Genomic DNA, 25,939 nt, shown 5'->3' on the forward strand with positions numbered 1-25,939 from the left:
AAGTACGTCTACTTTCAACTCAGCAATTGTACTGTCTGTGGCTGTTTGTAGAGGAACGGTCAACTTTGACCTTGCAGGGAGTCGCACGTGAACAAGCTTTCATCGGCAGTAAAAATCCTTGTGGTCGATGACCAGCCGTTGATTGCCGCAGAGCTCTGCGAGCTTCTTGACGGCCGCGGTTACCGTTGCGTTTCTTGCGAGACTGGCCATCAAGCCGTCGAGCGTTTCAATGAAGACGAAGCGATCAGCCTGGTGCTTTGCGATTTGCACATGACCGGTCTGGACGGGATTCAACTGGTTCAGGAGCTGCAACGGTTATCCGGCAAGCACCGTGTGTTTGAAGCAATCATGCTCACTGGGCGTGCGGACAAGCAGGATGTGATCAAGGCTTTGCGGGCCGGGTTTGCCGATTACTACCAGAAGCCGATTAATCCGGGTGAGTTGCTCGAAGGGATTGCGCGTCAGGCAGTGGTTTTGCAGGAACGGCAGAAGAGTCTGCAACTGGGACATCTGGATCAGAAGCTGCAGTACCTTGCCGAGTCGATCGATGATCTGTATCAGGATCTGGATAAGGTTCGGCGTGGGCCGCGGTTATCGGTTTCCACTGATGAGGCTGTCATCGCTGTGGATCGGGTTGAGATTCCGGCGATTTTCAGTCACCTGTCGCCAAGGCAGTTGGAAGTGGCGCGGTTGGTGGGGAAGGGGCAGACGAATTATCAGATTGCCTGTGAGTTGGGGATTACCGAGAACACGGTGAAGCTTTATGTGTCGCAGGTTTTGCGGTTGACGCATATGCATAACCGGACGCAGTTGGCGTTGGCGTTGTTACCCGGTCATGGATTGCGTCAGGGGGTGACGGCGCATTAGGTTTTTGTCTTTTTTACTAAGTGCCCACACCGTTGCTCGCGCAACCGCCTGACAACAGCCGACTCAAACCGGCAATTGTTGCTTTCATCACGATCCCTCTAAGAACCAAAGGCACGGGACAGGGCGGTGAAGCCCGGGCCGGCCAGTACGATCAATAACGCCGGGAAGAGAAACAGCATCATCACGACAGACATTTTGGCGGACAGCTTGGAGATGTATTCCTGCAGGTGCGTCAGGCGCCGGTCATCGAGCAATTGCTTGAGGTTCAGCAGGGATTTCATCGCACCGCCCCCCTGATGGATCAACTGCTCAAGAATGACGCAGGTGTCGGTGAACTCGTCGACGGCCAGCAATTGGGTGGTTTTGTGCAGTTCTTCGCCCAGTTCCAGGCCGGAATCGACCCGGGCCAATACCAGACGCAATTCATGGGTCAGGGCCGGCAATAATTGTTTGCCTTCATTGCTCAACACTCGCAGCGACTGCTCCACCGCCATGCCCGATTCGAACAGGATGCGCAGCAGCGGAATGAAGGTGGAAATCTCGATCGCCAGTTGTTTTTGCCGACGCTGCGCGGCAAAGGCCAGCAACCGTTTAGGCAATAGATAGCCGAGGCAGGTGGCGAACACCGGGGCCATCCAGTGATTGTTTGTGTGAGGGAAGAACACGCCCTGGATCAGCAAGGTCAGGGCCAGCGCCAGCACCGGAGCGCCTACCTGGAACGCCGCGAACAGTGAACGTCGCCGGGCACTGCGCCAGCCGAGACGGTTAAGCAACGCCTGGGTTTCGTTATCCAGGTTGACCGAGCGCTGACCGATCCGGCTACTGCCCAGCAGCTCAAGCCACTGATTTACCCGGTTGTCGCTCGCCAGCTTGCCGTCGAGTCGTTGCGCCACCTGGCGAACCCGCCGACGGTGTTCCAGCAAACCGCTGAGCAGCAACAACGTTGCCCCCAGAAACAGCAATGCGCAGATCAGCAAAGGCACTTTCATACGCTGCGCAACATATGCCAGAGCGCCAGGCTGCCGACCACCTGCAAGCCGAACGCGGACGCGAGCATGATTTGCCCCGAAGGGTCGTGCCACATGGCGAGCAAGTAATGAGGGTTGGTCGCGAGGAAATAGCCGGCCAGGCCAATCGGCAAACAGCCCAGGACCCACGCGGTCACCCGGGTTTCACCGGTCATGGCCCTGAGCTGGCGCGCAGCCTGCTCGCGTTCGCGGATCATCTTGATCAGGTTTTCCAGCAATTCGCTGGCATTGCCGCCATAGCGATGATTGACCTTCAACCCGAGCGCTAACAGGCGAAGTTCGTCTTTCTCATACAGCTCGGCAAGGTCAGCCGTGGCATCCGGCAGGCTGACCCCCAGATGCACGTTGCGCTGAATCCGCCCCATGGCGTTTTTCAGCGGGTCTTCAGCAGAGTCGATGGCGCCCAGCACCGCATCGGCCAGGGTGCGGCCGGACTTCAGACTGCGCACGGTGTGATCGAGCATTTGTGGCAGTTGTTCAATCATGCGCTGGAGTCGGCGCTGATAACGCCAATTGACATACAGACGCAAAATCAGCGGCGGCAGCAGTAACAGAACCAGCAAGCCGAACCAGCCACCGGTAGCAAATCCGAGCAAGATGCCAAAGGCCCAGAGCAGCAGCCACCCACCCAGACGCTTGGAGGGACGCCCAAGGCCGGCCCGCAGAAAGGCCCGATCCAGACCGACCCAGGAGGTTTTCGTCGGCACCGGCTGCAGTTGCCCCTGGGTCAGGCGTCCCAGTACCCGCTCGGTGCCGGTCTGGCGCAAGCCGCGATAAAACAGGCGGATCGACAGTCCGAGCAAGACCAGGCAAACGAGGATGAGCAGCACCGGTTTGAGCATGCTGTGGCCTTCAGTATGCAGAGGGAGAGAGCGCCAACTCACGGCGCAGTTTTTCGCCGGCGGGGTTGACCGCCTCACGCATGAATCCGAAGCCGCTGCGCCGATCGAAGCGGAACAACGTGTTGGTGACATACACGTCATCACGCAAGCCAATCACCTCCACTACTTCGCTGATGCAGCGGCGACCGTCGGGCAGGCGCGTCAGCTGGATCACGACGTCCAGTGCAGCGCAGATCATTTGCCGCAAGGTCCGTTCGGCGATGGTGCGGCCCGTCAGGCCCACCAATGTCTCCAGGCGCAACAGCGCATCCTGGGCGTTGTTGGCGTGCACGGTACTCATGGAGCCGTCGTGGCCAGTGTTCATTGCGGTGAGTACGTCCAGCACTTCGACGCCACGAATCTCGCCGAGGATGATTCGGTCCGGGCGCATCCGCAGGGCGTTGCGAATCAGGTCACTGGGCTTCACTTCGCCGTGGCCTTCGGCATTTGGCGGTCGGGTCTCCAGGCGCACAACGTGAGGGTGGCCCAGTTGCAGTTCGGCGACGTCTTCGATGGTGACGATTCGCTCGTGAGGGTTGATCAACTGGCTGAGAATGTTCAGCAGCGTGGTTTTGCCGGTGCCGGTGCCGCCGCTGATCAAGATGTTGCAGCGCTTGCCCACGGCCTCCTGAATAAAGTCGAAGATCGCCTGATCGATGGTTTGCATCGCCATCAAGTCCGAGCTTTTGAGCATGTCCTTGCGAAATTTACGTATCGACAGGCAAGGGCCATCGAGCGCAATCGGTGGAATGATCGCGTTGACCCGGCTACCGTCGGGCAGTCGTGCGTCGACCATTGGCGACGACTCGTCGAGCCGTCGGCCGAGGGGCGCGAGGATCCGTTGCATAACCCGTTCGACGTGATGCGCATCGATGAAGCGCAGGTCGCTTAGATGCAGTATGCCGTCGCGTTCAATGAACACCCGGTGCGGGCCATTGACCAGAATCTCCGTCACCGCCGGGTCCCGCAGCAGCACTTCCAAGGGGCCGAAACCGGTGAGTTCGTCGACGATTTCTTCGGCCAGACGCTCCATTTCATAGCGGGAAATCGCCAGGTGCAGCCGGGCGATGTACTCGGCAACCTTGTCGATGACGAACTGTGAGAGCACCTGCCGTGAACCCTCCAGCAGGTTTTTGCCGGACTCCTCGATGGCGTCGATGATGTAGCGGTGCAGCACCAGTTTCAGACCTTCGTGGTCGGTGTTGCCAGTGGTGGTGCGTACAGGGGCACCGAAGAGTTTTTCACCGCTCATTGCGCACCCCTCAACCGGTTGAACCAGCCAGACTTGGGCTTGGCCAGGCCCTCGGAACGCTTGGCCAATTGATCGCCGAGGGCGCGCAGGCTTTGAGTCAGGCCTTCGCGGGGGGCCAGTTCAAACAGCGTCACACCTTGGTTCTTGGCGTTGAGCCGCACTTCCGGGCTGTAGACGAGGGTCGCGATGATCTCCATGCCGAAGCTTTTGCTCAGGGTCTCGGAGTCCGGTGCGACGTTGCGCAGGTAGCGATCCACCAGCAGTCTGGCGTGATCGAGCTTCATGCCTTTTTCACGCCACAGGTTGAGTACCGCCAGGTTACGGCGGCAGTCGAGTACGTTCTGATCGGTGTACCACAGCAACTTGTCGCAATGGGTGACGAAGGTGCGTAGCGCTTCGCTGTCCGGCTGACCAGTCAGGTTCACCACGATGTGCTGGAAGTGTTGGCGCAGGGCGCTGAGCAACATGTACAACTCGGCGGTGCTGGTGTGTTCCAGCGGCTCATCGTGGTTGGCGTAGGCGAGGATCCGCAACCCGGCGGCGCAGTTGGTGAACGCGCTGTCGATCAGCGTCGCGTCGAGGCGCCGCAAGTGCCTGAGTGCATCGCCGAAGTGGAACGAACTCTCCAGCCCGAGCAAGGCCAGGCTGTCACCGCGTGGCAGGCCCAGGTCCAGCAACAGCGTTTGCTGCCCGCTCTTTTGCACCACTTGCGCCAGGTGCGTGGCGAGCAGCGCACCGTCGGCGTTGATCTGCACACCATAGAGCACCGTCAGGCTACCCAGTTGGGTGTTCGGGGCCACGGGCGGCAGACGTTTGCCCAGCCGTCGCACCAACCCCGCGACTTCACTTGAACGCGAACCATAGGCAACGAAATCCCGTGCCCCTGCGCGCATGGCATTGAGCACGAGTTGGTTGTCCATGCCATCGCCCAGCGCGACGATCGCCAGCATCGGTTTGGCTTCCAGGGCACCTTCGATCAGTGCGCTTTGGGCCACCACGTGTTCGCGGTCCAGGCCGATGAACACCAGGCTGGCGAAGGTCACGTCCACCAGCGCCAGCAATTCGTCGAGGCTGCCACTGCCGGCGCTGACCACTTGGCCCAACGGGGCGAGGGCACCTTGCAGCCACTCAAGGTCGGTGCTGTTGCGCGTGATCGCGAGGAAGGTCTGGCTCAGGTTCTGGCTCATTGCGATAATCCGCTGCGTTTATCGAAGTTGCAGTTTTCGAGGAAGTACAGGTGATACCAGTTCGGGTCATCGTTGCGCTTGAAACAGGGGCATGGAGCGACTGCGCATTGAGAGGCGTCCTTGCTCGATTCAGGGGGTTTGTTGGGTGATTTCGATGCCGCGGATGACTTCCACGCTCGGCTTGCGCGGTGCTGTGCCGCCGTGGGTGACGACAGGTTTGGGTGGGGGCGTCATGGCCAGTTGGCTGAACTGGATCAAGTCGCGGTTGGTACTGGCAAGGTTGGCCGATGAATAGCTTTCGCCGGCCCAGTAACGAGCCAGACGTTTTTCATCGGCGCTGCGTACGGCCAGGCGCAACACGCCGGCCTGGGCTGCGAGCATCAACCGACTCAGCAGTTGTTCGGGGACGGCAAGCAAAACGCTGTGGGCGCTGGTGCGCGTTTGCTCCTGCCTGAGTTTTTCTTCGTTACTGCGGGCCGGGCTTGCGGGTTGGCCGTCGTTGGTCAACCCCATCTGTTCGCCCACCCCGAGCACCCGCAAGGCCGGCACTACCAGTTGAGCCGACGGCTGAAGGTTGTTGCTGTCCATGCGCAGAAACAGCAGCACATCGACGTAGTCCCCCGGTGTCAGTTGCCCGCCGGCATTGATCACTTCATCCACCGCGACGGCGAGGGCGCGTTCATCGGGACGAATCATCCGCGCCAGTCTGCCGCCGGCTTCGAAACTTTCTTCATTGAGCCAGGTGCCGGCACTGAGGGCGCGCCAGGGTGTTCGGCCAATGGCTTGATCGAGGCGGCTCAGGCTGCCGGCCGGGGCGGTACGGAGTTTTTCCAGGGTCACGTCGGCGGCGCTGATCGGTACGAACGGTGGCACATCATGCAGCAGCACCACCACCGGTTGGCGGGTGGGGTCGTCCACGGGGGCAGGTGTCTGGGCGCTGGGGGCAGGCGTAACAATCCCGGCTTGCACGACAGGCTCGGGAACGGGTTGGCGGCTCAGCGTGAGGCCCCAGTAACCGGCAATAATGGCGCCCACCAGAAACAAGCAGGCCAAGCCCAGAGTGACACGACTGTTCATGACGGCTCTCCCTTTCCTGCTGCTTGAGACCTCGTCGCACCCAACGAGAAAACTTCGCAATCAGGCAGCTATGAACATGGAACTATTTCGCTATTTGACCGTAGCTCAGCTAGAGCAAAAAGCCATGAAGGGACTGAAAATAACTAACAAAAGTAAGTAGCTAGGGCGAAAACGTGACTTTTTTGGCGTCAACGAAGCAACTAATACTTTAGTGATAATTCGTTCTTACAGTTGTGGGTATGGGGAATGCCGACAATGCTGATGCTGGCAAAGGGGAATCATGTTGCGACCGTGCAACACCCGTCGTCTTTCAGGAGAACTGCCATGTCCTTCACCAAGATTGCTCAGAAGATCAAATCCGAAATCGCTTTTTACAAGGGCCTGGCCAAAGATACCGAGGGGGCTTCGGGTATCGAATACGCCATTATTGCGGGCATGGTGGCAGTCGCTCTAGCGGCGTTTGTGACGCCGATCTCCGCCGCTGTCACCACCATGTTTACCACTATCCAAAACGCGCTTTGACCTGCCTGCTGTCAATGGTCAGCTACTTGCCAATCCCGCAAAGGGCTTCTAACTTCAGCGCTTAGTCCATTGCAGGTGTTGCCCATGAACGCTCCCTCTCTTCCACGCCAACAGCTTCTTCTGGTCGATGATGAGGAGGATGCCTTACTGGAATTGGCGGAGTTGCTGGAGGGCGAGGGCTTCAATTGCTTTACCGCCACCTCGGTCAAACTCGCGTTGCAACATCTGACGCGCCACCCTGATATTGCGTTGGTGATCACTGATCTGCGGATGCCGGAGGAGAGCGGCATGTCGTTGATCAAGCGATTGCGCGAGCACACGTCTCGCCAGCATTTGCCGGTGATTGTGACGTCGGGGCATGCGGACATGGAGGATGTCAGCGACATGTTGCGGTTGCAGGTACTCGACCTGTTTCGCAAGCCGATATATCACGTGCGGTTGTTGGAGACGTTGAATAATCTGTTTCCGCAGCCTCGCATGGATTTAGTGAGTCCGTGATTGATCGCTCCCACGCTCTGCGTCCCAAGAGCCGGACGCAGAGCGTGGGACGGTTCAGGTCAGGCAACCGGCCGCCAATGCCCCGCCATATGCTCAAGATCCCCCGCACCCACCAATAGCAAATCCCCGCTCGACCCCGCCGCGCTGGCCAGCAATGTCACCTCACTGGGCAACCGCACCGGTTTGCGGAATTGCACGGCAATCTCGACATTCGCCGCTGGCAGATGATCGGCAAGCGCCGCCAGGGTTCGCGCCTTGTTCCACAAGCCATGGGCGATGGCCCTCGGGAAACCGAAGAGTTTGGCGCTGACGGCACTCAGGTGAATCGGGTTGTAGTCGCCGGACACTTTGGCGTACTGCCGCCCAATGTCCGACGGCGCTTTCCAGCGGGCCACTTCCGACATTTCCAGTGTCGATGCCAACACTTCTTCGACGGGTTCGCCTGCGAGTTTGACCCCGCGGCACAACATCTGGCTTTCAGCTTCCCACAACACCCCCAACTGATCGTCGAGTGTCGTCACCAGGTCGAACGTCGCGCCTTTTTCATGGGGCTGGAGGTTTTGCACCTGAACGCTGACCCGCACACGATTCACGCCGCCCATTGGGCGAAAGATGCGAATGCGGTTGCTCAGGTGAATCAACCCCAGCAGCGGGAACGGAAACTCCTTGGCCGTCAGCAATTGCATCTGCAAGGCGAACGCGAGGATGTGTGGGTAGGTGGGCGGCAACAAACCGTTCTCGGCAAAACCGCAGACTTTGCGATAGTCCGCCAGGTGCTCCGGGTCGACATTGATCCAGCAGCGCAAACCCGAATCGGGCAGGGTGGTGCCGGTGATTTTGCGCCGCGTCGCAGCCCGCACGTACAGTCCCGACAGGCTTGGTTCGCGGTTGAGTGTGTGCCAATCGATGATCATGCCTAAGCCCCCAAAACACTTTGTCCGCACACTCGCAGCGCTTGCCCGGTGAACGCGCCGGTGCCCGGTTGAGCCAGCCACGCCACCGCTTCGGCGACGTCTTGCGGCAGGCCGCCCTGGCCCAGCGAACTCATGCGCCGCCCGGCCTCACGCACACCGAACGGAAGATGCGCGGTCATCTGGGTTTCGATGAAACCGGGTGCTACCGCATTGATGCTGATGCCGCGTTCATTGAGCGTCGGCGCCCAGGCCTGGGCCAGACCGATCAGCCCGGCCTTGCTCGTGGCGTAATTGGTTTGCCCGCGATTGCCGGCGATGCCGCTGATGGACGCCAGCAGGATCACCCGGCCGTTGTCGTGCAGGGTGCCGCTGTCGAGCAGTGCCTTGGTCAGCACTTGCGGGGCATTGAGGTTGACCGCCAGCACCGCGTCCCAGAACTCCGGGGTCATGTTGGCCAGGGTTTTATCCCGGGTGATGCCGGCGTTGTGGACCACGATGTCGATGCCGTCGGGCAGTTGCTCGATCAACTGCGCGGCGGCGTCTTCGGCGCAAATATCCAGGGTAATGCTGCGCCCGCCGAGGCGTGCGGCGAGGGCTTCGAGGTCAGTCTTGGCCAGTGCCACGTCGAGCAGGATCACGTCGGCCCCGTCGCGGGCCAGGGTTTCGGCGATGGAGGCGCCGATGCCGCGTGCCGCGCCAGTGACCAGCGCCTTACGGCCAGACAATGGGCGAGTCCAGTCCGTCACCTGCGCGTCGCAGGCATTCAAGCGAATCACTTGCCCGGAAACGAATGCACTTTTGGGCGAGAGAAAAAACCTCAGGGGGCCTTCCAGTTGATCCTCTGCACCTTCGCCGACATAAATCAGCTGCAAGGTGCCGCCGCTGCGCAGCTCCTTGGCCAGCGAACGGCTGAAGCCTTCCAGCGCTCGCTGGGCGCTGGCGGCGAACGGATCGCTCAAGGTCTCCGGCGCGCGCCCTAAAATCACCAGGTGCGCGCTGTGATCGAGGTTTTTTATCAGTGGCTGGAAGAACTCGCGCAGCTGTTTGAGTTGATCGGTCTGCACCAGGTCACTGGCGTCGAACACCACGGCTTTGAGTTTGGGGCCGTGGCCGGGAATCCATGCGGTGGCCAGCGAAGGCTCGGTGCCGTAGCTGTAAATCGCATCGGTGAGGCGGTTGGAAAAGGTGCTGATCTTCTCCGTCAACGGGCCACCGCCTAACAACAGCGCCCCCTCGACAGGCCGCAGCCGGCCGGCTTGCCAGCGCTCCAGCCGAACCGGCGACGGCAGACCCAGGGCACCGACCACACGATGGCCGATGGACGAATTGGCGAAGTCGATATAACGGTCAGACATGGAACGCGCTCCAGCAGCTGGGGTTCGAAGTGTGGACCATGAATGGCAATCAGTCGTTCGATCCACGAGATAAGGCCTACGCTAGATCATTGTAGGAGCTGAGCTTGCTCCGGGCGGCGTTCCGACGATGGCGGTGTGTCAGTCGACATCAATGTAGCTGACCCACCGCCATCGTCGGAACGCCGCCCGGAGCCAGCTCAGCTCCTACAGGGGGTGGTTCTCAATTTGGATATTTAATCAGGAGTTTTTCATGACTCAACTGCGCCGCGTTGCAATTATTGGTGGTAACCGTATCCCCTTTGCCCGGTCCAACGGGCCGTACGCCACTGCCAGTAACCAGGCGATGTTCACCGCAGCGCTGGAAGGCCTGATCGAGCGCTATAACCTTCACGGTGTGCGCATGGGCGAAGTGGCAGCGGGTGCGCTGGTCAAGTATTTGCGCGATTCCGGCCTGATCCGCGAATGCGTGCTGGGCTCGCGGTTGTCGCCGATGACGCCGGCCTTCGACGTCCAGCAAGCCTGCGGCACGGGGCTGGAGGCAACATTGTTGGTGGCGAATAAAATCGCCCTGGGTCAGATCGAATGTGGCATTGCCGGTGGCGTCGACACCGCCTCGGACGTGCCGATCGGTGTTAACGAAGGCCTGCGCAAGATCCTCCTGCAAGCCAACCGCGCCCGAAGCACCGCCGATAAACTGAAAACCTTCCTGCAACTGCGTCCCCGTCATTTGGTGCCCTACTTTCCAAGCATCGGCGAGCCGCGCACCGGCCGGTCGATGGGCGAACACTGTGAACTGATGGCCCAGACCTGGAGCATCCCGCGTGACGAACAGGATCAACTGACCCAGGAGAGTCATCAGAAACTGGCCGCGTCCTACGCCGAAGGCTGGCACAACGATTTGATGACACCGTTCCTCGGCCTGACCCGGGACAACAACCTGCGCCCGGATCTGACCCTGGAAAAACTGGCCTCACTGAAACCGGCCTTCGAGAAAAGCGCCAAAGGCACCCTGACCGCAGGTAACTCCACGCCACTCACCGATGGTGCGTCGGTGGTGCTGATGGGCAGTGAGGAATGGGCGAAAGAGCGCGGCCTGCCGATCCTCGCCTATTGGCGTGACGGCGAGACGGCGGCGGTGGATTTCGTCAACGGCGCGGAAGGATTGTTGATGGCGCCGGTGTATGCGGTGCCGCGTTTGCTGGCGCGCAACGGCCTGACCTTGCAGGACTTCGATTACTACGAAATCCACGAAGCCTTCGCCGCGCAGGTGCTCTGCACGCTGAAGGCCTGGGAGGATCCGGAATACTGCAAAACCCGCCTCGGTCTCGATGCGCCACTGGGCTCGATCGACCGCAGCCGCCTCAACGTCAAAGGCAGTTCACTGGCGGTGGGGCATCCGTTTGCCGCAACTGGCGCACGCATCGTCGCGAGCCTGGCGAAGTTGCTGGATGCGGCGGGCAAGGGCCGAGGGTTGATCTCGATCTGCGCCGCCGGTGGCCAGGGTGTGACAGCGATTATCGAGCGCTGAGGGCTGGGGCGCTTTGCTGTTGGGCCAACTGCCGATTGCGGTTGGCGTAACTCTCGGCCATCACTGAGCAGACGATCAGTTGCAACGGGTGGTAGATCATGATCGGCAGCAGGATCAGCCCTAGCCCCGGGTTGGCGCCAAAGATCAGCGCTGCCATCGGCGCACCGGCGGCCAGGGATTTCTTGCTGGCGCAAAAGACCGCGGCGATTTCATCGGCCGGGCTGAATTTCAACGCGCGAGCGGTGCGGGTGGTCATCCACAGGATGATCGCCAGCAGAATCGCACTGCCGATCAGCGCCGTGAGGATCACGCTGTTGCCCTGCTTTTGCCACATCCCCGAGACCATCGAATTGCAGAACGCCGCGTAGACCAGTAACAGAATCACCAGTTTGTCGGCGATATTGGTGTAGCGCTTGTGGCGGGCGAAGAACTTGCCCAGAAATGGCCGCACCAATTGGCCGAGTACCAGTGGCAATAGCAACATGGCGCAGAGGTCGAGCAGGGTTGAGCCCAGATCGATGCCGCCAGCACCGCTGCCGACCACGAAACTCACCAGCAGCGGCGTCAGGAAAATCCCCAGCACGCTGGACAGGCTCGCGTTGAGAATCGCCGCCGGTACGTTGCCGCCCGCGCTGCCGGTCAGGGCCACGGACGAGGAGATGGTCGAGGGCAGGGCACAGAGGTACAGGAAGCCCAGCATCAGCAGCGAAGGGAAGTGCGAACCCAACAGCTTGTCGCTCAGCAGCCAGATCAGCGGAAACACCGCGAAGGTGAATCCCTGAACCATCACGTGCAGCTTCCAGTTTTTCAGACCGTGAGTGATCTGCTCGCTGGACAGGTTGACCCCGTGCAGGAAGAACACCAGGAACACGCCGATGTTGATCACGTATTCAGCATGCATTCCGCCGCCGGTGGCGCCGAAGGTCGGGAAGAAATACGCCAGCAGCGTGGCGATCAACATGCCACACAAGAACCAGTCGGTGACCACGCGTTTGAGGTGTTTGAAGGCATGCATAACAGGCACCGAATACATTTGTAAGAATTGGTGACTTAGCCTAACGTCGGCTCCATCAGCCGTCTTGCGACATAAGGCCAATCAATGCCGACTAACGGACAACTTTCTCTCGAGCGGACGATTCCGACACTGACGGCGCTGCCGCGTCCGCTGTATGCCCGTGCGGAAAGTCTTAACGCCGGTTCATGGACGCCGCCGCATCGGCACGATTGGGTGCAGTTTTCCTATGCGATCAGCGGCGTTCTCGGCGTGCACACCGCCGAAGGCAGTTTCTTTGCGCCGCCGCAGTGGGGCATCTGGATTCCGGCGGATCTCGAACACCAGGTGGTGACTTCGATGCGCGCGGAGATGCGCAGCCTCTATGTGCGCCGCGAGGATTGTGAATGGGCGGACGGGCGTTGCCGGGTGCTGGAAGTGACGCCATTGGCCCGGGAACTGATCAAGAGCTTTTGTTTGCTGCCGGTTGAATATCCACAGGGCAACAGCCAGGAAGCAAGGCTGGTGAGTGTGCTGCTGGATCAGTTGGCGCATCTGCCGGAGGTCGGCTTCTCGCTACCGTTACCGCGCCATGAGCGGTTGTTGGGGTTGTGCAATGAGCTGATCGAAAGTCCTGAGTGCAATGTGACGTTGCAGGCGTGGGCCGAGCGGTTGGGCACCTCGGAGAAGACCTTGATGCGGTTGTTCCAGCGGGAAACCGGGTTGAGCTTTCGAGGTTGGCGCCAGCGGATGCGGTTGCTGTCGTCGTTGAGTTTGCTGGAGGAGGGGGACAGCGTGACGAATGCCGCGCTGTCTTGCGGGTATGACTCGACTTCGGCGTTTATTGCGGCGTTCAAGGGGTTGTTTGGGTTTACACCGGGAGAATTGTTTCGGCAGTGAAATCCAGCCCCTCACCCCAGCCCTCTCCCCACGGGGGAGAGGGGGAAAGGGGGCCGATCTCTATGCTCTTCAACACCTGAGTTCGACTCGGAAATTTCAGGTCGCAGAATGTCGACCAAACAACTCGGTCAGTCCCCTCTACCCCTTGGGGAGAGGGTTAGGGTGAGGGGTGGATCTCAAGACCACCCCATTCTCAAGTCCTAAAGCGCCGAACCAACCCATCCAGCTCATTCGACAACCCAGCCAGACTCTGCGAATCCAGCCGCGCCGAATTCGCCAGTTCCGCCACCAATTGCGCATCACCATGAATCTGGCTGATGTGCCGATTGATGTCTTCAGCCACCTGATGCTGTTCTTCTGCCGCAGTAGCGATCTGGGTGTTCATGTCGCGGATCACGTCGACCGACTCCCGAATCAGCCCGAAGCTGCTGCGTGCTTCACCGATTCGCGTCACCGATTGCTGGGACACTTCCAGGCTCGCATGCATTTGCTGAGTCACCTGGCTCGTCCGTTTGGCAAGGTTGCCCAGCAAACCGTCGATTTCCGCCGTGGAATCCGCCGTGCGTTTGGCCAGCGCCCGAACTTCATCGGCCACCACCGCAAACCCACGACCCTGTTCACCGGCCCGCGCCGCTTCAATGGCCGCGTTCAGCGCCAGCAGGTTGGTCTGTTCGGCAATCGAGCGAATGGTCCCGAGGATTGACTGAATGTCGTTGCTGTCGCGCTCAAGCTGTTGCATCGACTGGGCCGACTGTTCGATTTCCTGGCTCAAGCGATCAACGCTGGTCACGGCCGCATCAATCTGCTGCTGACCTTCACGCGCCTGACGCTGGCCGCTGTCGGCTGATTCCGCCGCCTGGCTGCAAGAACGCGCGACTTCGTTGGCGGTGGCGACCATTTCGTGGAACGCCGTGGACACCATGTCCACCGCTTCACGCTGACGCCCGGCCGCTTCGGCCATGTCGCTGGAGACCTGGGTCGAACTCTTGGAGGTGGCGAGGATCTTGGTCGCAGCGCCGCCAATGCTCTGGATCAGGTTGCGAATCGCCGCCAAAAACTGGTTGAACCAGTTGGCCAGTTGCGCGGTTTCGTCGCTGCCACGGATTTGCAGGTTCTTGGTCAGGTCGCCTTCACCTTGGGCGATGCCTTCCAGACCGCTGGCCACGCTGCGGATCGGCCGCACGATAAGGCTGGCGAAACTGGCGCCGACGATGGCGAAGAACACAGCCAGCACGGCGGCGATGATCGCGATCAGCCAGGTCAGTTGGGTAGCCGAACTCATCACGTCGGTCTGCTTGATCAGGCCGATAAAGGTCCAGCCCAGCTGCTCCGACGGCCAGACGTTGGCCATGTAGCGTTCGCCGTTCAGCTCAACTTCCACCAGCCCTTTGCCGGCCTTGGCCAGTTGCGCGTAGCCGTCGCCGAGGCTGCTCAGCGCTTTGAAGTTGTGTTCCGGTTGCTTCGGATCGACCAGCACGGTGCCGGTGTTTTCCAGCAGCATCAGGTAGCCGGTTTCACCGAGCTTGATCTGTTTGACGATTTCGGTGAGCTGTTTGAGCGTCACGTCGATGCTGACCACGCCGCCATTGGTGCCCAACTTGTTATCGATGGTGCGCACGGTACTGACGTACGTCGCGTCGTCCTGGGCCCAGTAATAGGCCTCAGTGCGGAACGGTTTGCCCGGTTTGGCCTGGGCAGCCTTGTACCAGGGGCGCTGGCGCGGGTCGTAATTGCTCAGCTTGGCATCGTCCGGCCAGGACACATAACCGCCCGCCGCGGTGCCGAGAATGGCGTAGGCGTAGGACGGGTGACTGTTACCCAGGTCCTGAAGGAGGCCGAAGACCTTCTTGTCCATCTCACCTTGAGGAATGCTCTCGGCGTTGGCGCTCATGTACGTCTTGAGGCTGTCGTCGGAGTTCTTGATCAGCGGTTGGGTCGCCAGGTAATCCACGTTCTGGCTGATGCCGTCAAAGAACAGTTGCATGGCGTTGCTGACCTGACGAATCTCGCGGCCACTGCCGTCAACGAAACTGTCCTTGGCATCACTGCGCAAGTTCAGCACAACCAGGGTAGCGACCAGCACCACCGGCAAGCAGGCGATGATTGCAAACGCCCAGGTCAACTTCTGTTTGATGTTCATCCGCGCTCCAGATTTTTCTTGTAGGCCCACGCAGTGCAGATGACTCGCGGATTATTGGCAGCCGTAAACGTTCTTGATCGACCCGGTTCCGTGAGTGCGCCATCGTTGTTGTAGTCGAAACGATTGTCGGACAAATCACTTTGTCTATGATGACTTCGGCTGATAGAGGCGGAAATTGAGGCCTGTTAAGAAAAATCCTACGAAGGGTATGAATCGAGATGTCAGCTTCTGTCGCAAATACCCGCTCAGCCCTTCAGCAACAAGTGACGCAGGGTCAGCTATGATCTGTGGCGGCCGATGACGACCGGCGGTTGTTGACCGATTAATCCGGCACATTGTGTGCTTGTTGACGGTTACTGGAAGGTTCATAGGTCGGCAACCCCTCCCCCGAATGAGTGGATTGCCGTATAACGAATGACTTTCGCGTGTTTGGTAATAAAGGACCCCCAATAAAAGCTGATGAAGACTCCAAAACGCATTGAACCCCTGATCGAGGACGGTCTGGTCGACGAGGTGCTGCGCCCACTCATGAGTGGTAAAGAAGCAGCTGTTTATGTGGTGCGCTGCGGCAACGAGTTACGTTGCGCGAAGGTCTACAAGGAGGCGAATAAACGCAGTTTCCGTCAGGCGGCCGAGTATCAGGAAGGCCGCAAGGTGCGCAACAGCCGTCAGGCTCGAGCGATGGCCAAGGGCTCCAAGTTCGGCAAGAAAGAAACCGAAGATGCCTGGCAGAATGCCGAAGTGGCGGCGTTGTTCCGTCTGGCCGGTGCTGGCGTCCGGGTTCCTCAGCCGTACGACTTCCTTGAAGGCGTGCTGTTGATGGAACTGGTGGCCGACGAGTACGGTGATGCCGCGCCGCGTCTGAACGACGTGGTGCTGGAACCGGATCAGGCGCGCGAGTATCACGCGTTCCTGATTTCGCAGATCGTGCTGATGTTGTGTACCGGTCTGGTGCACGGTGACCTGTCGGAGTTCAACGTACTGTTGACCCCAACCGGCCCGGTGATCATCGACCTGCCGCAAGCGGTCGACGCGGCGGGCAACAACCACGCGTTCAGCATGCTGGAGCGGGATGTGGGCAACATGGCGTCCTACTTCGGGCGGTTTGCGCCGGAGTTGAAAAAGACCAAGTACGCCAAGGAAATGTGGGCCCTGTTCGAAGCCGGCACCTTGCACCCGGCCAGCATCTTGACCGGCGAGTTCGATGAGCCGGAAGAGTTGGCCGATGTTGGCGGGATCATGCGCGAGATCGAGGCTGCACGCCTTGATGAAGAGCGCAAGCAAGCGATCCGCGCTGCTGACGACGCGCCACCGAGCAAAGCCGAAGAACCGCCTCCGCCCTGGATGCAGTGATCGGCTAACGAAAAACCCGGCTGTTGGCCGGGTTTTTTATGGGTTAAAGGTTCTGACGTTGTGGTGCCAGATGGATCCACCCCTCACCCCAGCCCTCTCCCCAGGGGGGAGAGGGGGAAAGGGAGCAGATCTCAGTGCTTTTCAAGTCCTGAGTTCGACTCGATATTTCAGGTCGCAGATTTTCTCCAGATATCCCCAATTAGTCCCCTCGCCCCTGTGGGGAGAGGGTTAGGGTGAGGGGTAGCTTTCAGATTCACCCCAAAATCACGTCTACTATCCACCGCCCAAACCCACACTCAAGGACTGAATGTGAACTCCCCCCGCAACGCCCAACTGATCATCACCGCCCGCCTGATCTCTGACTTCGGCGCCTTCCTCAACATGGTCGCCCTGGCCACCTACGTCTACCTGCTCAGCAACAGCGCCATGAGCGTCGGCATCTTCCTCGCCAGCCGCGTGGCCGGCGGGATATTCGCCAGTCTCATCGGCACGACGTTTTATCGCCGCTGGGTCGGGCGCCTGCCGCTGATTGCCTTTGACCTGTTGCGCGCCGGACTGCTGGGCCTGCTGCTGGTGCTACCTGTCGCCCAGCAGGTGCTGTTGTTACCGGTGATCGCTTTCGGTCTGGGATTCGGCAACTCGATGTTCGCCATCGGCCTCAACAGTCAGTTGCCGCACTTGATCAAGGCTGAGCATTTGCTCAAGACTAACGCCTGGATCACCTCGGCGTCGTCGGCAGCCATGGTCGGCGGAAGTCTGGTGTCAGGGCTGTTGGTGGCGGCATTCGGCTTTGAAACAGTGTTTGCATTGAACGTGGTCACTTATCTGTTGGCCGCGCTGTTCATCTTGCCGCTGCGCTTTTCACACCCTGCGCCCAGTGACGAACCGATTCACGAACGTGGTGAATGGGCGACCCTGCTTCAGGGGCTGCGCAGTACGCCGGTGGTGGCGGCGATGCTCGCGGTGGCCATGGCTGACACCCTTGGCAGTGCCGCGCACAACGTGGGGTTTCCGATCATTTCCAAACTGCTGACGCCCGAGTCGGCCAGCACCACGCTGGGCCTGATGCTGGCGGTCTGGGCCAGCGGAAAACTCATCGGTGCACGCATCGCCAGCCGGTTGAAAGGCTCGGATAACGTGAACCTGGAGCGGCGATTCTTCTTGGGTGTGTTGCTGATGTCCTGCGGCTTCATCCTGATGTTTCAGCAGCAAACGCTCTACGGTTTGCTGTTGTTCTCGTTGCCGGCGGGCCTCGGCGACGGTTTCTCGGAAGTCGGCCTGATGTCACGTCTGCAACGTGAACCGGACAGCCTGCGCCTGCCGATTTTCAGCTTCCTGACGCTGTTGCAAATGACCGGGTTCGGCGTTGGCATGCTGATCGCCGCGCCGTTCTATTCGTGGTGGACGCCGGGTGCCGTGGTGCTGTTGTTCCACGGGATTCCCCTCACCACCTTGTTAGTGGTGAAGGGGCTGGCGATCAGGGGCGAGCGGGTTGTGCGCAACAGCCCGACTCCAGGTTCTTGAGGATCGGGCAGTCGGGACGGTGATCGCCGTGGCAGTGTTCGACCAGGTCCTGCAGGGTGTCGCGCAGTTGGCCGAGTTCGCGGATTTTCTGGTTCAGCTCGTCGATGTGCTGACGGGCCAGGGCCTTCACATCGGCGCTGGCTCTTTGGCGGTCCTGCCAGAGGGTCAGCAGTTTGCCGACCTCTTCCAGTGAGAACCCCAGGTCCCGGGAGCGCTTGATGAACGCCAGGGTATGCAGGTCGTCGTCGCCGTACACCCGATAGCCACTGTCGGTACGATGGGCGGCCTTGAGCAAACCGATGGATTCGTAATACCGGATCATCTTCGCGCTCAGGCCGCTTTGGCGGGCCGCTTGGCCGATGTTCATCGGTTGTCCTCCAGATCCTTGGGTTTCCAGGTTTTCAACAGTAACGCATTGCTCACCACACTGACGCTCGACAACGCCATGGCCGCACCGGCCAGCACCGGGTTGAGGAAGCCGAACGCTGCCAGCGGAATGCCGATCAGGTTGTAGACGAAGGCCCAGAACAGGTTCTGACGGATCTTCGCGTAGGTCTTGCGGCTGATCTCCAGCGCCGCCGGCACCAGCCGTGGGTCGCCGTGCATCAGGGTGATCCCGGCCGCGTGCATCGCAACGTCGGTGCCGCCGCCCATGGCGATACCGATGTCGGCGGCGGCCAGGGCGGGTGCGTCGTTGATGCCGTCGCCGACCATCGCTACCACGCCGGTTTTTTTCAGTTCGGCGACGGTGGCAGCTTTGTCGGCGGGCAGTACTTCGGCGTAGACATCCGTGATGCCCAGCGCCTCGGCAACCACTTTGGCACTGCCGCGATTGTCGCCGGTCAGCAGGTGGCTGCTGATGTTGCGTGCGTTGAGTTGTTGCACGGCTTGCAGCGCGCCGGGTTTGAGGGTGTCGCCGAATGCGAAGAGGCCCAATACTCGCGGCTCGGGGCTTTGCTCGATCAGCCAGGACAGGGTCCGGCCTTCGGTCTCCCAAGCGGCAGCAGAGCTCGCCCATTCACCGGCGCTCAAGCCGCTCTCTTCGAGGAGACGACGATTGCCCAGCGCCAATCGACGACCGTCCAGAGTGCCCGCGATGCCACGGCCGGTCAGGGATTGGCTGTCGCTGACATCGGCCACGGTCAAGCCGCGTTCGGCGCAAGCGTCCAGAACCGCCTTGGCCAATGGGTGTTCGCTGCCGCGTTGCAGGGCGCCGGCCATTTGCAGCAGGGCCGCTTCGTCATGGTTGATTGCGCTCAAATGAGCGATGCGCGGAGTACCCGACGTCAGCGTGCCAGTTTTGTCGAAGACCACCGCACTGACTTCATGGGCACGCTCCAGCGCTTCGGCGTCCTTGATCAGAATTCCGTGGCGCGCCGCCACCCCAGTCCCGGCCATGATTGCCGTTGGTGTGGCTAACCCCAAGGCGCACGGGCAAGCGATCACCAATACCGCCACGGCATTGATCAGCGCCGTTTCCATCGGCGCGCCGGACAACCACCAACCGATCAAGGTTGCCAGCGCAATCAGCAGGACCGTTGGCACGAACACCTGACTGACTTTATCCACCAGTTTCTGGATCGGTGCCTTCGCCGCTTGAGCGTCTTCGACCAGGCGGATGATGCGGGCGAGCACGGTTTCCGCGCCCAAGGCCAGGGTACGAACGAGCAACCGGCCTTCGCCATTGATCGCGCCGCCAGTGACCTTGTCGCCGAGTTGTTTGGGCACCGGCAGGCTTTCGCCGCTGATCAGCGCTTCGTCGGCGTGGCTCTGGCCTTCGACCACTTCACCGTCCACCGGGAAGCGTTCGCCGGGCTTGACCATGACCAGATCATTGAGGCGCAAGGCGCTGATGGCGACGTCCTGCTCGCGGCCATCGATCACCTGAATCGCCCGCTCCGGGCGCAAGGCTTCGAGGGCGCGAATGGCGCTGGCGGTCTGGCGCTTGGCGCGGCTTTCCAGGTATTTGCCCAGCAGCACCAGGGCAATTACCACCGCCGAGGCTTCGAAATACAGGTGCGGCATGCGCCCGGCGGCGGTGGCCCATTCATAAAGACTCAAGCCATAACCGGCGCTGGTGCCCAACGCGACCAGCAAATCCATGTTGCCGGCACCGGCGCGCACGGCTTTCCAGGCTGCGACGTAAAAGCGTGCACCGAAGATGAATTGCACTGGCGTGGCCAACGCGAATTGCACCCAGGCCGGGAGCATCCAGTGCACGCCGAACGGTTGCAGCAACATCGGTAGCACCAACGGCGAAGCGAGGACGATCGCCATGATCAACGCCCAACGCTCGCGGCGCAGGCGTTGTTGTTGATTATCGGTTTGCGGGTGTTCGACTTCCCAGACACTGGCGCTGTAGCCAGCCTTGGTCACGGCAGCGATCAAGGTTTGCGGATCGATCTGGCCGAGCAGCTCAAGGTGGGCGCGTTCATTGGCCAGGTTGACGCTGACACTTTTGACCCCCGGCACCTTGGCCAGCGCACGTTCGACCCGGCCGACGCAGGAGGCGCAGGTCATGCCGTCGATGCTCAATTCCAGACTCTGCTGCGGCACTCTGTAACCCGCCTGCTGCACCGCGTCCATCAAGGCCGGCAGGCTGTCGCTGGGCGCTTGAACCCGGGCCTGTTCGGTGGCCAGGTTGACGCTGACGGCAGAGGCGCCGATGACTTTGCTCAAGGCACGCTCGACACGCCCGGCGCAACTGGCGCAGGTCATGCCGGCAATCGGCAGATCGAAAGTGGTGGATTCGGACATCGGTCACGCTCCCTGTAGAAGATACCTACAGGATCAACCTTGCCATGCTGGCAAGGTCAAGCGCCATGTCTCAGATCAAAAGATCGCAGCCTCGTTGCACTCGACAGCTCCTACAAGGTTTCGTATCCCCTGTAGGAGCTGTCGAGTGCAACGAGGCTGCGATCTTTTGATCTTTTTTTTTACCGGCGAATCAATAGTCGAGGGCAGTGGGTTTCAGGTACATCCCTTCCTGCGTCATCGCAATCCGGAACTTCAACACGTCACCGGCCTTGAGCGTGATGTTCTGCGAACCCGGTGCGAGCATGCCCGGGTTGCAACCCGACGCCTGGCCCGGCAGCAACTTCAGGCGCAAGGACACATTGCCCGGCGGCAGGTTGAACGAGGTGCTTTGCTCCTGGAACAACCGCGCCGACAGCTGATCGTGGATGTACACGCCAATCTCGCAGGAGGTCGCAACTTCCAGGCGCTCGCGGGAAATGATCAGTACGCCATAGTCCTCCCCGGCGGCTTGAACCGAAGGTGTCGCGGCAAATAGGCTGAGAAAGCCAAACAGGCTGAGAGCTGACCAGCGCATGGCTGAATCTCCTGATGTCGAGTCATTGATGGACGCAGCTTGGCCGAGCGCGGCGCTGATTGCCAGCCCGGCAGCGCACTTCAGAACTTGACCTTGCCATGGTGGCAAGCTCAAGACTGCACGCAACTTCACGAAAGGAGTCATCCCATGCAAGTGTTCAACGTTCAAGGCATGTCCTGCGGTCACTGCGTCAAAGCCATCACCCAGGCGCTGCAAGCCAAGGATCCTGCAGCCAGCGTGCGTATCGATCTGGCCGCGAAAGAAGTCGGCGTCGAGAGCGCTTTGTCGGCGGATCAGGTGATCGCGGTGATCACCGAAGAAGGCTACCCCGCCAAAGTCGCCTGAGCCCCATCTTTGTAGGAGCCGAGCTTGCTCGCGATAGCGTAGTGTCAGACGACATCAATGTTGAAGGTTCAACCGCTATCGCGAGCAAGCTCAGCTCCTACAGAGTTTTTAATAGTTAGCGACCTAACGGAATGTTCAAGGCGTCCATGCGCGGCTAGACTGTCGGCCTGCCGACTCATGCCCAACTGGATGCCTGATGAACCTCCGTACCATTTTGATTCTTGGCGCCTTGAGCGCCTTCGGTCCGCTGGCGATCGATTTCTATCTGCCGGCCTTCCCGGCGATGGCGCTCGCTTTCGGCACCGATGAAAAACACGTTCAGCTGACCTTGGCCGCATATTTCCTCGGTTTGTCCATCGGTCAACTGGCTTACGGCCCGGTGGCGGATCGATTTGGGCGCCGCATTCCGTTGCTGACCGGCGTCGGCTTATTCACCGCCGCCTCCCTGGCCTGCGCCTATGCGCCGAACCTCGAATGGTTGATGGGCGCACGTTTCGTTCAGGCGTTGGGCGGGTGTGCGGGGATGGTGATCTCCCGCGCGATTGTCAGCGATAAATGCGATGCAGTGGGTTCGGCGAAGGTGTTTTCGCAGCTGATGCTGGTGATGGGCCTGGCGCCGATCCTTGCGCCGATGCTGGGCGGGCTGTTGGTCAACACCACGGGCTGGCAGTCGATCTTTCTCGTGTTGACCGGTTTCAGTGCCCTGGCAGGGTTGGCCGTGGCGCTCGGGTTGCCGGAAAGTCTGCCGGCCCATGTGCCGCGTCAACCATTGTCCGGGGCGTTGCGTCAGTACGGTCGACTGTTGTCGGACCGGGTGTTCCTCGGCCACGCCCTGACCGGTGGTATCGCCATCGCCGGGATGTTTGCCTACATCGCCGGTTCACCGTTCGTCTTCATCAAACTGTATGGCGTGCCAGCCGAGCATTTCGGCTGGCTGTTCGGTACCAACGCGGCGGGTTTCATTCTGGTCGCGCAGCTCAACGCGCGATTGCTGGCCAAGCGTGGCCCGGCATTTCTGCTGGCGCGCACCGTGTGGATCTACGTTGGCGCCGGTCTGGCGCTGCTGGCCGTCAGTTTATTGCACACCGCGCAGCTATGGCCGTTGCTGATTCCGTTGTTTATCTGCATCGCCAGCCTCGGTTGCATCCTCCCCAACGCCTCGGCCTGCGCCATGAACGGGCAGGGCGCGCGGGCCGGCAGTGCATCGGCGATGCTCGGTTGCCTGCAATTCAGCGTCGCCGCCGGGGCCGCAGCATTGGTGGGTGTTTTACACGACGGCAGCGCCATGCCGATGGCCATGGTCATCAGCCTGTGCGGAATTCTGGTGGTGAGCGTGGCGATGCTCACCCTGCGTTTGCAAAATGCCCGGGCGCTGGCGCAAGCCCAGGTCTGAGGACGGACTCAGCCAGCGGCTCGCTGCTGGCGGTCAATAATTTGATGAGGTGCTTGTAGTCGCGCTTCAAGGGTGCGGGTGAAGGCGCGGGCTTCGGCTTCGCTGCGGAATGTCACGGTGTGTTGGTCGAGACGGACTTGCCACTGGGATTTTGACAATTCTTTTATCAGGATCTTCATTGCTGACCTCCTCACTTAAAAGATTGTGCCGCAGAGGTTTCGATTGTAGACCCGAATACGATCGCAATTGTGACAACGGCCAACTCTCTGACTGACGGTGTCGCCCATCTGGGCGACAACCGTGTCAGTTTGTTTCAGAACCCTTCGAGCACAATCTTGCCCTTGGACTTGCCGCTTTCCAGCAGCTCATGGGCGCGACGCAGGTTCGCCGCGTTAATGGTCCCGAAATGCTCGCCGACCGTGGTCTTCAGCGTCCCGGCGTCGATCAGCTCAGCCACGCGGTTGAGCAATTTGTGCTGCTCGATCATGTCCGCGGTTTCGAACAGCGAGCGGGTGTACATGAACTCCCAGTGCAGCGACAGGCTCTTGCGCTTGAGTTTGGTCACGTCCAGCGCCTTCGGATCATCGATCAGGGCCAGTTTGCCTTGCGGCGCCAGTGCCTCAACCAATTGATCCAAGTGATGATCGGTCTGCGTCAGGCTGGCGACGTGGGTCACCTGATCGACGCCCGCGCGTTTGAGTTCTTCACTCAACGGCTGGCTGTGATCGATCACCAGGTCGGCACCCAGCTCACGAACCCAGCTCTGGGTTTGCGGGCGGGAAGCGGTGCCGATGACTTTCAACCCGGTGAGTTGGCTGGCCAGCTGCGTGAGGATCGACCCCACACCGCCAGCGGCACCGACGATCAATAGGCTCTGGCCTTCATCTGTTTTGCCTTCACGCACTTGCAGGCGTTCGAAGAGCAATTCCCACGCGGTGATAGCGGTCAGCGGTAGCGCGGCGGCTTCGGCGAAACCAAGGGTTTTCGGCATATGGCCGACGATCCGCTCATCGACCACGTGCAGTTCGCTGTTGCCGCCAGCGCGGGCGATGGAGCCGGCGTAGAAGACTTTGTCGCCGGCCTTGAACAGCGTGACTTCACTGCCGACGGCCTTGACCACACCGGCCACGTCCCAGCCCAGCACTTTCGGCGTGCCCGCTTCAGGCTGGACGTTTTGGCGGACCTTGGTGTCCACCGGGTTGACCGAGATAGCTTTGACTTCCACCAACAGGTCACGCGGGCCGGCAACCGGTTCTGGCAGTTCGATGTCTTGCAGAGCGTTTGAGTCGCTGATTGGCAACGAGGCGTAGTAAGCAATGGCTTTCATAGGGGCTCCTGAAAAGTAATAAAGAAGGACGCAATCAGACGATTGAGCGCAGGCGCTTGAGGTCGAAGTGTTCGAGAAAGTCGCCAGCCTTGGCGCGGAAGTTCTGGATATGCGCGCTGTCGTCATGGGCCTGCAGGGCTTCGTCACTGCTCCATTTTTCGATCATGTAGAAGGCGTGAGGATTGGCGAGGTCCTGGTGCAAGTCGTATTGACCGCAACCGGCCTCGGCGCGGGTCGGTTCCAGCAGCGCACGCAGATGCTGTTCGAGGGCGTCCTGCTGACCGGCTTTGGCGATGAGAGTGGCGATGGCGGTAAAAGGCTGGGACATGTTCGGCTCCGGGAACGGGATGAATTCGATGGGACGGATGATTGGCTATTTCTCTGCAAGATAAAACCCGCTAAAAGAGCAGTCTCTTTCAATATTTTTTTGATAATCGAGGCTGAACGATGCTGCGTTTCGATGACTTGCAGTTGTTTGTCCGGGCGGCGGACCTGGGCAGTCTGTCAGCGGCGGCGCGTGGGATGGACATGTCGGCCGCGGTAGCCAGTGCGGCGTTGAAACGCATCGAACAGCAGCTCGGCGCCCGGTTGCTCGCACGTTCTACCCGCAGCCTGCGCCTGACCGCTGAAGGCGAGGGGTTTCTCGAATACGCTCGGGCCGCCTTGAGCAATCTCGATGAGGGCCGTCGTTTGTTGGCCAGCGGTCAGGATCAGGTCAGCGGGATTTTGCAGCTGTCGGCGCCTTCGGACTTTGGCCGCAACCTGCTGCTGCCCTGGCTGGACGAGTTTCAGCGAGAGCATCCGAAGCTTACGGTGCGTTTGCTGTTGGGCGACCGCATCGCCGACCTGTTCCGCCAACCGGTGGACATCGCCCTGCGGTACGGCGAGCCGGAAGACTCAAGCCTGGTGGCGCTGCCCATCGCCCCGCAGAACCGCCGCGTGCTCTGTGCCGCCCCGAGTTACCTGGCCCGGCATGGCGAGCCGCGGCAACTGGAGCAACTGGCTCAGCACAACTGCCTGCTGTTCATGCTCGGCAGCCGGGTCCACGACCATTGGAGTTTCCACGACGGCAAACGCGAGGTCAGCCTGACCGTCAGCGGCGATCGTTTCAGCGATGATGCCGATGTCGTGCGGCTGTGGGCCGTGGCAGGTGCCGGGATTGCCTACAAATCCTGGCTCGATGTCGCGGCGGATGTGCTGGCCGGTCGGTTGAAAGTGCTCATGCCAGAACTGCTCTGTGAGCGCGCACCGCTGAATTTGCTGTGCGCCCATCGCGCACAATTGAGTAAGCCTGTGAACCTTTTGCGGGAAATGCTTGCCAGCCGATGCGCCCGCTTGAGTAGCCAATTTCCGACGTTATCGGGCGCCGATCATTAGTCGCAGGCAAATAGCGAAATTTCACTCAGGAACTATCACCAGCAACGGTTTCCCAAGGGCAGGAACCGGCGGTTAACCCGCATATACTAGCGCTCGCCTCATGTACGCACCGTCGATCTCGCAATGGCGAGTCCACATCCGAGTCAGCC

General features: G+C 60.4%; 25 protein-coding genes and 1 pseudogene. 10 read left to right on the forward strand and 16 right to left on the reverse strand.

Annotated features, from left to right (window positions below; all coding sequences use genetic code 11):
- Positions 1-87 precede the first annotated feature (87 nt).
- Entirely contained in the window at positions 88-867 is a 780-nt protein-coding gene (locus PMI27_RS03495) for a response regulator transcription factor (RefSeq protein ID WP_008156573.1), read from the forward strand.
- A 98-nt stretch (positions 868-965) separates the two neighbouring features.
- Here the strand turns inward: PMI27_RS03495 and PMI27_RS03490 are convergent, their stop codons facing one another.
- From PMI27_RS03490 to cpaB, 5 genes are all read right to left on the reverse strand, one after another.
- On the reverse strand, positions 966-1,856 hold the full coding sequence (locus tag PMI27_RS03490; RefSeq protein WP_008156571.1) for a type II secretion system F family protein: 891 nt from the start codon (positions 1,854-1,856) through the stop codon (positions 966-968).
- Positions 1,853-2,737, reverse strand: coding sequence for a type II secretion system F family protein (locus PMI27_RS03485; protein WP_008156569.1), 885 nt, complete (start codon positions 2,735-2,737; stop codon positions 1,853-1,855). The genes PMI27_RS03490 and PMI27_RS03485 overlap by 4 nt, the downstream gene beginning before the upstream one ends.
- A gap of 10 nt (positions 2,738-2,747) precedes the next feature.
- Positions 2,748-4,028, reverse strand: coding sequence for a CpaF family protein (locus PMI27_RS03480; RefSeq protein ID WP_008156567.1), 1,281 nt, complete (start codon positions 4,026-4,028; stop codon positions 2,748-2,750).
- Positions 4,025-5,215 (reverse strand): AAA family ATPase, encoded by a 1,191-nt coding sequence (locus PMI27_RS03475; RefSeq protein ID WP_008156565.1) that lies wholly within the window; start codon positions 5,213-5,215, stop codon positions 4,025-4,027. Before PMI27_RS03475 ends, PMI27_RS03480 begins: the two co-directional genes overlap by 4 nt.
- A gap of 129 nt (positions 5,216-5,344) precedes the next feature.
- Positions 5,345-6,292 (reverse strand): Flp pilus assembly protein CpaB, encoded by a 948-nt coding sequence (gene cpaB, locus PMI27_RS03470; RefSeq protein WP_008156563.1) that lies wholly within the window; start codon positions 6,290-6,292, stop codon positions 5,345-5,347.
- 324 nt (positions 6,293-6,616) lie between these two features.
- Between cpaB and PMI27_RS03465 the strand changes: the two genes are divergently transcribed.
- A complete protein-coding gene (locus tag PMI27_RS03465; RefSeq protein WP_008156559.1) occupies positions 6,617-6,814 on the forward strand; it encodes a Flp family type IVb pilin in 198 nt (65 codons plus the stop codon).
- Positions 6,815-6,898: 84 nt separating this feature from the next.
- Entirely contained in the window at positions 6,899-7,312 is a 414-nt protein-coding gene (locus tag PMI27_RS03460; RefSeq protein ID WP_008156557.1) for a response regulator, read from the forward strand.
- A gap of 59 nt (positions 7,313-7,371) precedes the next feature.
- Here PMI27_RS03460 and PMI27_RS03455 read toward each other — a convergent pair whose 3' ends face one another.
- Together PMI27_RS03455 and PMI27_RS03450 are read right to left on the reverse strand one after the other, a co-directional pair.
- Positions 7,372-8,226, reverse strand: coding sequence for a MaoC family dehydratase (locus tag PMI27_RS03455; RefSeq protein WP_008156555.1), 855 nt, complete (start codon positions 8,224-8,226; stop codon positions 7,372-7,374).
- 2 nt (positions 8,227-8,228) lie between these two features.
- Positions 8,229-9,581 (reverse strand): 3-oxoacyl-ACP reductase, encoded by a 1,353-nt coding sequence (locus PMI27_RS03450; RefSeq protein WP_008156553.1) that lies wholly within the window; start codon positions 9,579-9,581, stop codon positions 8,229-8,231.
- 250 nt (positions 9,582-9,831) lie between these two features.
- Between PMI27_RS03450 and PMI27_RS03445 the strand changes: the two genes are divergently transcribed.
- On the forward strand, positions 9,832-11,109 hold the full coding sequence (locus tag PMI27_RS03445; RefSeq protein ID WP_008156551.1) for an acetyl-CoA C-acetyltransferase: 1,278 nt from the start codon (positions 9,832-9,834) through the stop codon (positions 11,107-11,109).
- Here PMI27_RS03445 and PMI27_RS03440 read toward each other — a convergent pair.
- Complete coding sequence (locus PMI27_RS03440) at positions 11,096-12,124, reverse strand: bile acid:sodium symporter family protein (protein WP_008156549.1); 1,029 nt, start codon at positions 12,122-12,124, stop codon at positions 11,096-11,098. The genes PMI27_RS03445 and PMI27_RS03440 overlap by 14 nt on opposite strands.
- 84 nt (positions 12,125-12,208) lie before the next feature.
- Between PMI27_RS03440 and PMI27_RS03435 the strand changes: the two genes are divergently transcribed.
- Entirely contained in the window at positions 12,209-13,000 is a 792-nt protein-coding gene (locus tag PMI27_RS03435) for an AraC family transcriptional regulator (RefSeq protein WP_008156547.1), read from the forward strand.
- A gap of 193 nt (positions 13,001-13,193) precedes the next feature.
- On the opposite strand, the gene PMI27_RS32565 is transcribed toward PMI27_RS03435, so the two are convergent.
- Together PMI27_RS32565 and PMI27_RS32570 are read right to left on the reverse strand one after the other, a co-directional pair.
- The gene (locus tag PMI27_RS32565) at positions 13,194-13,961 is read right to left on the reverse strand and encodes a methyl-accepting chemotaxis protein (RefSeq protein ID WP_371916927.1); all 768 of its coding nucleotides are present in this window, start codon (positions 13,959-13,961) and stop codon (positions 13,194-13,196) included.
- Positions 13,962-14,051: 90 nt separating this feature from the next.
- A pseudogene (locus PMI27_RS32570) lies at positions 14,052-15,140 on the reverse strand (cache domain-containing protein); the annotation flags it as partial.
- A 459-nt stretch (positions 15,141-15,599) separates the two neighbouring features.
- On the opposite strand from PMI27_RS32570, the gene PMI27_RS03425 reads away from it, so the two are divergent.
- The gene (locus PMI27_RS03425) at positions 15,600-16,493 is read left to right on the forward strand and encodes a PA4780 family RIO1-like protein kinase (protein WP_008156543.1); all 894 of its coding nucleotides are present in this window, start codon (positions 15,600-15,602) and stop codon (positions 16,491-16,493) included.
- Between the two features lie 309 nt (positions 16,494-16,802).
- On the forward strand, positions 16,803-18,017 hold the full coding sequence (locus PMI27_RS03420) for an MFS transporter (protein ID WP_008156541.1): 1,215 nt from the start codon (positions 16,803-16,805) through the stop codon (positions 18,015-18,017).
- On the opposite strand, the gene cueR is transcribed toward PMI27_RS03420, so the two are convergent.
- The 3 genes from cueR to PMI27_RS03405 form a co-directional block, all read right to left on the reverse strand.
- A complete protein-coding gene (gene cueR / locus PMI27_RS03415; RefSeq protein WP_008156539.1) occupies positions 17,971-18,384 on the reverse strand; it encodes a Cu(I)-responsive transcriptional regulator in 414 nt (137 codons plus the stop codon). The genes PMI27_RS03420 and cueR overlap by 47 nt on opposite strands.
- Positions 18,381-20,774, reverse strand: coding sequence for a heavy metal translocating P-type ATPase (locus PMI27_RS03410; RefSeq protein ID WP_008156536.1), 2,394 nt, complete (start codon positions 20,772-20,774; stop codon positions 18,381-18,383). The genes cueR and PMI27_RS03410 overlap by 4 nt, the downstream gene beginning before the upstream one ends.
- Before the next feature lie 190 nt (positions 20,775-20,964).
- Positions 20,965-21,348: a hypothetical protein gene (locus PMI27_RS03405; protein WP_008156534.1), complete on the reverse strand. Its 384-nt coding sequence runs from the start codon at positions 21,346-21,348 to the stop codon at positions 20,965-20,967.
- A 147-nt stretch (positions 21,349-21,495) separates the two neighbouring features.
- Between PMI27_RS03405 and PMI27_RS03400 the strand changes: the two genes are divergently transcribed.
- Positions 21,496-21,693, forward strand: a complete 198-nt coding sequence (locus PMI27_RS03400; RefSeq protein ID WP_008156532.1) for a heavy-metal-associated domain-containing protein — start codon at positions 21,496-21,498, stop codon at positions 21,691-21,693.
- Positions 21,694-21,889: 196 nt separating this feature from the next.
- Entirely contained in the window at positions 21,890-23,086 is a 1,197-nt protein-coding gene (locus PMI27_RS03395) for a multidrug effflux MFS transporter (protein ID WP_008156529.1), read from the forward strand.
- Between the two features lie 8 nt (positions 23,087-23,094).
- Here PMI27_RS03395 and PMI27_RS31915 read toward each other — a convergent pair whose 3' ends face one another.
- The 3 genes from PMI27_RS31915 to PMI27_RS03385 all read right to left on the reverse strand — a co-directional run bounded on the left by PMI27_RS31915 (position 23,095) and on the right by PMI27_RS03385 (position 24,741).
- On the reverse strand, positions 23,095-23,265 hold the full coding sequence (locus PMI27_RS31915; RefSeq protein ID WP_008156527.1) for a hypothetical protein: 171 nt from the start codon (positions 23,263-23,265) through the stop codon (positions 23,095-23,097).
- Positions 23,266-23,399: 134 nt separating this feature from the next.
- Complete coding sequence (locus PMI27_RS03390) at positions 23,400-24,413, reverse strand: zinc-binding alcohol dehydrogenase family protein (RefSeq protein WP_008156525.1); 1,014 nt, start codon at positions 24,411-24,413, stop codon at positions 23,400-23,402.
- A 34-nt stretch (positions 24,414-24,447) separates the two neighbouring features.
- Positions 24,448-24,741, reverse strand: a complete 294-nt coding sequence (locus PMI27_RS03385) for a putative quinol monooxygenase (protein ID WP_008156523.1) — start codon at positions 24,739-24,741, stop codon at positions 24,448-24,450.
- Positions 24,742-24,860: 119 nt separating this feature from the next.
- On the opposite strand from PMI27_RS03385, the gene PMI27_RS03380 reads away from it, so the two are divergent.
- Positions 24,861-25,790, forward strand: coding sequence for a LysR family transcriptional regulator (locus PMI27_RS03380; RefSeq protein WP_008156521.1), 930 nt, complete (start codon positions 24,861-24,863; stop codon positions 25,788-25,790).
- Positions 25,791-25,939 lie beyond the last annotated feature (149 nt).

Origin of the sequence: Pseudomonas sp. GM41(2012) (genome assembly GCF_000282315.2) — a bacterium.
Lineage (GTDB): Bacteria > Pseudomonadota > Gammaproteobacteria > Pseudomonadales > Pseudomonadaceae > Aquipseudomonas.

Excerpts from the sequence above, each read along its gene's own strand:
- PMI27_RS03490 (WP_008156571.1), bottom strand. The coding sequence starts at position 1,856 with ATGAAAGTGCCTTTGCTGATCTGCGCATTGCTGTTTCTGGGGGCAACG.
- PMI27_RS03485 (WP_008156569.1), bottom strand. The coding sequence starts at position 2,737 with ATGCTCAAACCGGTGCTGCTCATCCTCGTTTGCCTGGTCTTGCTCGGA.
- PMI27_RS03480 (WP_008156567.1), bottom strand. The coding sequence starts at position 4,028 with ATGAGCGGTGAAAAACTCTTCGGTGCCCCTGTACGCACCACCACTGGC.
- PMI27_RS03475 (WP_008156565.1), bottom strand. The coding sequence starts at position 5,215 with ATGAGCCAGAACCTGAGCCAGACCTTCCTCGCGATCACGCGCAACAGC.
- cpaB (WP_008156563.1), bottom strand. The coding sequence starts at position 6,292 with ATGAACAGTCGTGTCACTCTGGGCTTGGCCTGCTTGTTTCTGGTGGGC.
- PMI27_RS03465 (WP_008156559.1), top strand. The coding sequence starts at position 6,617 with ATGTCCTTCACCAAGATTGCTCAGAAGATCAAATCCGAAATCGCTTTT.
- PMI27_RS03460 (WP_008156557.1), top strand. The coding sequence starts at position 6,899 with ATGAACGCTCCCTCTCTTCCACGCCAACAGCTTCTTCTGGTCGATGAT.
- PMI27_RS03455 (WP_008156555.1), bottom strand. The coding sequence starts at position 8,226 with ATGATCATCGATTGGCACACACTCAACCGCGAACCAAGCCTGTCGGGA.
- PMI27_RS03450 (WP_008156553.1), bottom strand. The coding sequence starts at position 9,581 with ATGTCTGACCGTTATATCGACTTCGCCAATTCGTCCATCGGCCATCGT.
- PMI27_RS03445 (WP_008156551.1), top strand. The coding sequence starts at position 9,832 with ATGACTCAACTGCGCCGCGTTGCAATTATTGGTGGTAACCGTATCCCC.
- PMI27_RS03440 (WP_008156549.1), bottom strand. The coding sequence starts at position 12,124 with ATGCATGCCTTCAAACACCTCAAACGCGTGGTCACCGACTGGTTCTTG.
- PMI27_RS03435 (WP_008156547.1), top strand. The coding sequence starts at position 12,209 with ATGCCGACTAACGGACAACTTTCTCTCGAGCGGACGATTCCGACACTG.
- PMI27_RS32565 (WP_371916927.1), bottom strand. The coding sequence starts at position 13,961 with ATGGCCGAAGCGGCCGGGCGTCAGCGTGAAGCGGTGGACATGGTGTCC.
- PMI27_RS03425 (WP_008156543.1), top strand. The coding sequence starts at position 15,600 with ATGAAGACTCCAAAACGCATTGAACCCCTGATCGAGGACGGTCTGGTC.
- cueR (WP_008156539.1), bottom strand. The coding sequence starts at position 18,384 with ATGAACATCGGCCAAGCGGCCCGCCAAAGCGGCCTGAGCGCGAAGATG.
- PMI27_RS03410 (WP_008156536.1), bottom strand. The coding sequence starts at position 20,774 with ATGTCCGAATCCACCACTTTCGATCTGCCGATTGCCGGCATGACCTGC.
- PMI27_RS03405 (WP_008156534.1), bottom strand. The coding sequence starts at position 21,348 with ATGCGCTGGTCAGCTCTCAGCCTGTTTGGCTTTCTCAGCCTATTTGCC.
- PMI27_RS03400 (WP_008156532.1), top strand. The coding sequence starts at position 21,496 with ATGCAAGTGTTCAACGTTCAAGGCATGTCCTGCGGTCACTGCGTCAAA.
- PMI27_RS03395 (WP_008156529.1), top strand. The coding sequence starts at position 21,890 with ATGAACCTCCGTACCATTTTGATTCTTGGCGCCTTGAGCGCCTTCGGT.
- PMI27_RS31915 (WP_008156527.1), bottom strand. The coding sequence starts at position 23,265 with ATGAAGATCCTGATAAAAGAATTGTCAAAATCCCAGTGGCAAGTCCGT.
- PMI27_RS03390 (WP_008156525.1), bottom strand. The coding sequence starts at position 24,413 with ATGAAAGCCATTGCTTACTACGCCTCGTTGCCAATCAGCGACTCAAAC.
- PMI27_RS03385 (WP_008156523.1), bottom strand. The coding sequence starts at position 24,741 with ATGTCCCAGCCTTTTACCGCCATCGCCACTCTCATCGCCAAAGCCGGT.
- PMI27_RS03380 (WP_008156521.1), top strand. The coding sequence starts at position 24,861 with ATGCTGCGTTTCGATGACTTGCAGTTGTTTGTCCGGGCGGCGGACCTG.